At 70.9% G+C, this 6883-nt stretch carries 7 protein-coding genes; 4 read left to right on the top strand and 3 right to left on the bottom strand.

Annotated elements, in window-relative coordinates:
* Nucleotides 1–431, bottom strand: a 431-nt coding sequence (locus ACFWPI_RS25415; protein WP_380425042.1) for a transposase domain-containing protein, incomplete at its 3' end; no start/stop codon positions are given.
* 672 nt (nt 432–1103) lie between these two features.
* On the opposite strand from ACFWPI_RS25415, the gene ACFWPI_RS25410 reads away from it, so the two are divergent.
* A complete protein-coding gene (locus ACFWPI_RS25410; protein ID WP_380372244.1) occupies nt 1104–1553 on the top strand; it encodes a hypothetical protein in 450 nt (149 codons plus the stop codon).
* 144 nt (nt 1554–1697) lie between these two features.
* Nucleotides 1698–1859, top strand: a complete 162-nt coding sequence (locus ACFWPI_RS25405) for a hypothetical protein (protein WP_380372247.1) — start codon at nt 1698–1700, stop codon at nt 1857–1859.
* A gap of 88 nt (nt 1860–1947) precedes the next feature.
* Here ACFWPI_RS25405 and ACFWPI_RS25400 read toward each other — a convergent pair whose 3' ends face one another.
* Nucleotides 1948–2241, bottom strand: a complete 294-nt coding sequence (locus ACFWPI_RS25400; protein ID WP_380372250.1) for a hypothetical protein — start codon at nt 2239–2241, stop codon at nt 1948–1950.
* A gap of 131 nt (nt 2242–2372) precedes the next feature.
* Complete coding sequence (locus ACFWPI_RS25395; protein WP_380372252.1) at nt 2373–3878, bottom strand: hypothetical protein; 1506 nt, start codon at nt 3876–3878, stop codon at nt 2373–2375.
* 440 nt (nt 3879–4318) lie between these two features.
* Between ACFWPI_RS25395 and ACFWPI_RS25390 the strand changes: the two genes are divergently transcribed.
* Nucleotides 4319–5167, top strand: coding sequence for a terpene synthase family protein (locus ACFWPI_RS25390; protein ID WP_380372255.1), 849 nt, complete (start codon nt 4319–4321; stop codon nt 5165–5167).
* A 55-nt stretch (nt 5168–5222) separates the two neighbouring features.
* A complete protein-coding gene (locus tag ACFWPI_RS25385; RefSeq protein ID WP_380372257.1) occupies nt 5223–6857 on the top strand; it encodes a prenyltransferase/squalene oxidase repeat-containing protein in 1635 nt (544 codons plus the stop codon).
* The last annotated feature ends 26 nt before the right edge of the window (nt 6858–6883 follow it).

Raw genomic sequence — 6883 nt, 5'->3', positions numbered from 1 at the left:
CCGGTGAACCCGAACGCCGCGGCGTTCTCCGGGGTATCCGGCACGTCCAGTGTCGTGCCGTCCCAGGCGACCAACCGCAGCCCGAAGGCGAACGCGCCGGGCGTCGCGGATATGGCCAGGGCGCCGCGGCGGCGCTCGAACAGCGCCCGTAGCGGCTTCTCACCCAGCCGCTTGCGGGCCTTCGTCAACGCCGAACTCGTGGGCAGCCGCTGGACGCACGCGCCCGGCAGATACCGAAGCTTCTCGGTCAGCGTGCGTAACACCGACCGGTACCCCGGCGGACCCACGCTGTCCGAACCGCTGAACAGACACAGCGCCAGGACGAAGTACACCACCGCCCGAGCCGGCAGAAGCCTGCGGCGGCGCTCGACGCGTCCGGTCAACTCCAGTACCTCGTCGACCACTTCGGGTGTGATCTCCTCGGTCAGCACGCCGAGCCGGATCCTGTCCCCGAATCGCGCTCCCACCGGACTGCGAGGGCCTCGCGCGGAAGCTGTACCCGCCGCTGTCGTCGTGGATGCGGTTCGGAGGATGGCACACTGAGCACCCAACGGAGCTCCCTTGCGGACAGTCGGATCTTGGTCGATCTTCTGTCTTACCGGGGGCTCCGTTGCCGTGTCCCGAGATCATCTGCGGACCATCAGATCGTGGTGAAATTCCCCATGCCGACAGCGGGCTATCCGCCCAAATCGGCCACCGCCATGCGCTCTACCTGCGGAAACGCCCTAACTCACCGGCATTGCTCTGAACTGGGACGATGAGGCTTGTCCAAGCTCCGCCGCAGGTCCAGAGGCAGCCCAAGCCGATCCGTCTCACCGATGTGGGCCGGCCGTGATCCGGCGCGCCGGCGCGGCCACCGGGACCGCGGCCCGATCGCTCACCCGGTTCTGGCTGGCCCTCGGCCGCCTTGATCCGATGTCGCCTACCACTGCCCGATGTCGGCCGTCCCGGGTATGGCGGTTTTGATCTTCACTCCGAGTCGGGAGTGTGATCATGCCCGTACGGGCGGGCGTCGCTCGTATCGACTGCCGGCATCGGGCCGTGGGGCTCCGGAATGACGTCGACCACGCGTAGCCCCTTTGCCGTCGAGAAGGAGTAGAGAGATGGCCATGACCAACGAGGAACAGTCCACGGGCGGCACCGCCCGCCTGGAGTGCGTGGCGCACATCCTGAAGGTCGCCGGACGCCCTGACGTCCGCCGGCCCACGGACACCCCCGAGGCGCTCAAGGCCCTGAACGACCCGTTCAAGATCATGGAGGGCCAGGAGTACCAGTGGGCGGTGGAGTTCCGGGTCCGCGACGCGGCGGCCGTCTCGGTCCGCTACATCCACGTGGTCAGGAGGGCCGGCGCGAAGGTCGACAAGATCGAACAGATGTACGGCAACTTCCCGCCCGGTGACACGGTGCACACGCTGCTCACCGGACTGGAGGAGAGTCCGACAGGGGTCGTGACCCGCGCGGGGCTCTTCAACTACAGCGTGGCGTTGTCCGCCGAGAACGCCGAGGCTGTCAGGTACGACTTCACCGTCAAGTTCACGAAGACGTGGGAGTGACCACGCCTGCACCGACCACCGTGTGGAGGCCCGTGCGAGAGCTGACCGCGTTCGTCCAGCGCACGAGGTGCGGCCGGCGGGATGTCGCGTAAGCAACAGTCCGTGAGTTCCGGAGCTTGCCGTTTGGCAAAGGTAAGGCCAGCGATGGCGCGGACCGGCCGTGTCGCGACCGGTCCCACGGCGATCAAGGGCTTCTGCACCGCGTCGCTCGACTCTGACCGAGAGCAGCTCGGCTCCCCGGCCGCTGAGCCGTCCCCCTTGGAAAGCGTCTTCAAGGACGACGCCGAGGAGGACGGCGAGGAGTGATCTGACGGTCACCCAGGTAGGGGGTGCCCGGCTGGCTCCACCGGCGGGCACCCGGTGTTCCGGCCTCCTGGGTGTCCGGTCAGTTCGCTTAGTTGTAGTCAGGAGCCGGGATGTCGCGCCTGCCGATCGTCGGCACGACTGGTGAGGGCTGCCCTGTGGGTGAGGCCACGAGAGCGAAGGCGCGGGCCAGGGCTTCCAGGGCTGTGGCCGCCTCGCCGGCGTGCTTGTCGGCGACCTGCTGGGCCTCCCGCACGATGGTCTCCAGCAGCCGGTCACGGGCGCTGACGGGGCCTGCCATCGGCGTCGCCTGGATCGAGTTCGGGATCTGCCAGGCCTCCCCATCAGGTGCTTCTACGGTGAATACTGCTTCGTTGCTCGTCACGAGCACCCCTCAAGATCGGCAGTACGTATCCCGTCAGGCTAGGCCCGGGGAGGATGCCGTGCGGCCTGAACCGACCGACTCATGCGGGCCGCTGACCGGGCCGGGTCCGCCACGGCGTCGAGAGCAGGAGTTCAGGGGTGGGCCAGCTCGATGGCGATCAGGTTGCGCAGGCTGCCGTCGCCGGCCTCCGTCTGGGAGGGGTAGAGCATCTGCACGTTCACGGTCAGGGATTGGCCGGGGTCGATGGTGTGGGAGCCGTCGGGGGACATGATGACGGTCTGCCCGTCGAGGCCGTCCTTGAGCACCTGGTACCAGGAGGTCTGGGTGGGGTTGACACGGGTGTTCGCGGGGACGGAGAAGGAGATCTCCCAGGCGGCTACCCGCTGTTCGTTGGCGGCCAGCGTGAGGTCGTAACTGACGACCCATCCGTTCGCGCCCTCGGGAGAGGACTGGGGCCACTGTCCGGTGATCTGCGAGGCGACGGCGACGCGCGGCAGTTCGACGTCGGTATCGACCGATCCGGCCTGGCGCGCGGCCGTGTTGGTGCGGGTCCGCGACTGGACCTGGCCGGTCACGGCCATACGCCCCTCGGCATGCCGGCCGATGGTGCCGCTCAGGGTGATCACGGCCTTGCCGCCCCGGGGCAGGCTCACCAACTGGTGCAAGCCCCCGACGACCGAGCCGTAGCCGCACTCGGCGCCGTTCTCCCCCCGGCAGCTGAGCTGCGCCGTTGCTTGCAGAGGGCCCGGGATCAGGCCCTCCACCCTGGCGTCGGGAGCGTCGTTGGGGCCCAGGTTCTGCACCTCGAAGGTATAGGCGACACGCTCTCCCGCCTTGGCGCTCTGCGGGCCGCTCATCACCAGCGGCATGTCGGCCGGCAGTTCCACCGAGAGGTTGCGGATCTGGAACGCCGACTGGCCGAGGGAGGAAGCGCCGAATCCCAGCTTGAACGTCGCGGGCATCGCGGCCTGACCGGCCTGACCCGCGAGGTCGAAATCGTCGATCAGCAGTGAGCCCTGCGGGTTGGACTTGCTGGAGCGCCGTACCGTCAGGCGGCCGGCGATGACAGACACCTGGAGGTGCGCACCCTCTTCCCAGGTGGCGCGGAACCCTCCGGGAACCTCGACGCCGGTGCGCCAGTCGAATCCCGACATGGCGCTGCCGGAGCCGCGAACCGTCAGCGTGTCCGGTCGACTGTCCGCCCCGCCCGGTCCGGCGGCCACGTGGGCGAAGTACCCGCCGTTGTCGAAGCCGATGCCGACCCACCCCGCCGTGACCCCCGCTCGCTCGTCGCCGCCAGACGGATGATGGTGGGAGGAGTAGCCGAGGCTGCCGGCGGGGCCGCCGAGCTCGGTCGTCTGCGCCCCGTCGATCAGGTAGACGCTGAGTCCGTCGAGGGCAGTGTCCGGGCCGGTGTTGGCGTAGTCGAAGTCGATCGTCACCCCCAGTGCGGAGGAGAACGGCTGGTCGAGGAAGGCCGTGGCGGCGGTGCCCGGCTGCGGGGCGAGTTCCAGGCCCCCGTTCAACTGCACTGGGCCGAGCAACTTCCAGTGCGGGTTGTCCGGCGCGGACCGGGTGAACGTCTCGGTGAGCGGGAACTGCACCGGCTGTGCGGCAGCAGGCGTCTGATCGGTCATGAAGGCTCCCTCGACTGGGCCTGGCAGCGGACGCTCCGGTCCGCCGGGCGCCCGAAACGCAGAGACCATGGAGGCCCCCGGGGCTGACTCTCCCCCCACGGGACATGCCCCACGCCTCGAAGGTTGTGGAAAGTGCAACCTGTCTCACGTGGCGTCACCCTCCCGCGGGTGGGTCGCTCTCCACCTGCTCCCACGGACGGCCAACGGAGGAACGGGACAGGGGTTCCCCTGCCGTCCAGGGGGCTGCTGCCGCACGGCCGATGTGGTGCCGCCGCCTGGACTTCACTTTTCGCCATCCACGGCCACCGATGTTCTGACATGATCAAAACATGACTGATGCGTCATCAGCGGACACGGTCCCCGCGTCCGATCCGGTGCTGCGTTGGGCGCGGGAGGTTGGCCTCGTGGCGGATGCCGGCGGGGAGCGACGCCTTGCCGCGATGCGGCTGAACGTACTCGCCGAGGGCGCCCTGCCGGGCGGTGGCGCGGGGGACGTGGCGTTGACGGCGCAGTGGGCGGCGTTCATCTGCTGGGTGGACGACCGGATCGACCGGCGCGGCCTGGGGTCAACCCCAGGCGAGCTGGAGCGGTTCACCGTGCCCCTGCGCCGGGTGATCACTTCCGGCCGTGCGGCGTCCACGTCGACGGCCCCACACGCGGCGGTGCTGGCGGGACTTTGGGAGCGCACGGCCGCAGGCATGCCCGCGCGGTGGCAGCTGCGATTCACCGCCGACTACGTCGACTTCCTGGACGCCTGCGAGCAGGAGGTCGCCCTGCGCCGGACCGGAGTGCGACTGGCGCTGCCCGAGTACCTGCGATTGCGGCGGCGCACGATCACCCTGCTGCCCATGCTGGACGTGCTGGAACGCACCGGCCACGCCCACCTGGTGGAGGACCCTCGGGTGGATGCCCAACTGGTCGACCTGCGCGAGGCGGTGGCCGATGCCGCAGGCTGGGCGAACGATCTGGCCTCGCAAGCCGGTGACGAGGCCGCCGGCCAGGACAACCTGGTGGCGCTGCTCGCCCGCCGTGACTTCAGCTCCATGGCCGCGGCGCGCACCCGGGTGGCCGCCATGATCGAGCACCGCCGGGCCGGCTTCCAGACCACCGCAACCGCCCTGCGCACAGCCTGCGGCCTGCCGAAGGACCGGCGGCAGGAGCTGCACCGCTATGTCGACCTGGTGGAGACGTTCATGGCTGCCACCCTGCACTGGCTGGCCGTCACCGGACGCTTCACCCCCGAACCCTTGCCGAGCGCACCGCGCCACCAGCCGCCGCCGCAGCCCTGAGCCGTTCTGCCGGACACCCGGTGACAGCCGCAGACGACGACCAGGACGGACCTCGATGAGAGTCACCCCGATACCTCCGGGCCAGGCCCGCTGGCCCCGCGCCGTGTTCCCTGCCGGCCTGGCACCCGCCACCACGCGGCTGCGCACCCGCCTCCAGGACCAGGTCGGCCCGGACGGGGCCCTGCGCGACCCGTGCCACAGCCGCGTCCTGGAATCCGCCCTGATGCTGGCCCTGCTGGACCGCACCCGCCAGGAGCCCGCCGCCCGCGCCGCCCTGACCGCCTACCTCGCCACGCACCGCGACTCCCCGCAGCCGCTGGAGCGACTGCTGGCCCGCGCCGCCCTCCACACCCACTCCGACGCGGCCGACCTCCTGGACGTGGACCGCTTCCTCGCCCAGGCACCGGACTTCACCGGCCTCCGCAAACGCGCCCTCCTGCACGCGGTCCTCCTCCTGCTCGGAGCCACCCCCACCACCAAGCCCCCCGCCGCCGAGGCGTTCTCCCTGCATGGCCTGCACACCTGGGCCCAGGTCCAGGTCACCGCCGTCAAGGCGATCCTCGCCCGCGCCCACGGGCAACCCCACCTCGTCGACACGCACGACCTGGACCTGCTGCGAGCCACCCAGCAGCCCGGAGCGGTGTGGGAAGGAAACCTCCTCATCCACCTCTCCGTCCTGCACGCCCTGGTGCCCCTGCCCGGCCACGAGGCCCTGATCGCCGACGGGATCCGCACCGCACTGACGCACCAGCGCGCCGACGGCGGAATCCCGTTCATCTGCGACGAGGACACCTGGCTCACCGCCACCGCCGGCATCGCCCTGCACGCCGCCGACGCCCCGCGGTCCGTCCTGGACGTCGTTGCCCGACGCCTGCTGCACCTGCAGCACCCCGCAGGCGGCTGGTCCTACACCCAGAGGGCCCAACTCGCCGACACCGACTGCACCTCCGCCGCCATCGAGGTCCTCCACCTCACCGACCCCCACGCCAACCGGCAGCCGATCCACACCGCCGTCGACGCCCTGAACGCCCTGCGCGGGCCCGACGGCGGCTTCCCCACCTACCTGGCCGGCGCACCCTCGGAAGCCTGCATGGCCGCCGCCGCCGCCAACGCCCTCAGCACCCAGGGCCACCACCAGCACACCGCCCTGGAGTCCGCGCTCGGCTTCCTCGCCGACCAGCAGCACCCGGACGGATCCTTCCCGCCCGACTGGAGCAGCAGCCGCCACCACACCGTCTTCCGCGCGATCCTCGCCGCCGCCCGCCACCGCGACAACGGCACACCCGGCCACTTCGCCTGGCACATCACCCGCAAGGCCATCCGCCTGGTGACCGACTCCCAGAACAGCGACGGAGGTTGGGGCCGGCAGGACGGCGACGTCAGCGACGCCCTGAGCACCGCGTACGCCCTCATCACCCTCAGCACGGCTGGCCCGGCACCCGGCCCCGCCGCCCGCGGCGCGGCCTACCTGCTCACCCAGCAACGCACCGACGGGTCCATCGCCAGCACCCCGGACTCGATCGGGCCACGCCCCTTCGGCTTCACCGTCCCCGCCCTCGCCGACATCTTCACCCTCCTCGCGCTCGGGCACCTCACCCGCCGCCTGGCCCCCTTGCCGCTGCCCCCGCCGCCGGGGCCGCGTCCAGTGGTGACAGGCCGCCGGCAGGGCGAGCCCGCCGGCCACCGCTGACCCCGGCACCGCCGCCCACCCACCCA

Source organism: Kitasatospora sp. NPDC058492, assembly GCF_042720685.1.
Lineage (GTDB): Bacteria > Actinomycetota > Actinomycetes > Streptomycetales > Streptomycetaceae > Kitasatospora.
The sequence above is the reverse complement of the archived record's forward strand: the minus strand, read 5'-3'. Positions and strand labels throughout refer to the sequence as shown.

Coding starts and splice junctions, on each gene's coding strand:
- ACFWPI_RS25410 (WP_380372244.1), top strand. CDS start 1,104: ATGGCCATGACCAACGAGGAACAGTCCACGGGCGGCACCGCCCGCCTG.
- ACFWPI_RS25405 (WP_380372247.1), top strand. CDS start 1,698: ATGGCGCGGACCGGCCGTGTCGCGACCGGTCCCACGGCGATCAAGGGC.
- ACFWPI_RS25395 (WP_380372252.1), bottom strand. CDS start 3,878: ATGACCGATCAGACGCCTGCTGCCGCACAGCCGGTGCAGTTCCCGCTC.
- ACFWPI_RS25390 (WP_380372255.1), top strand. CDS start 4,319: ATGCGGCTGAACGTACTCGCCGAGGGCGCCCTGCCGGGCGGTGGCGCG.
- ACFWPI_RS25385 (WP_380372257.1), top strand. CDS start 5,223: ATGAGAGTCACCCCGATACCTCCGGGCCAGGCCCGCTGGCCCCGCGCC.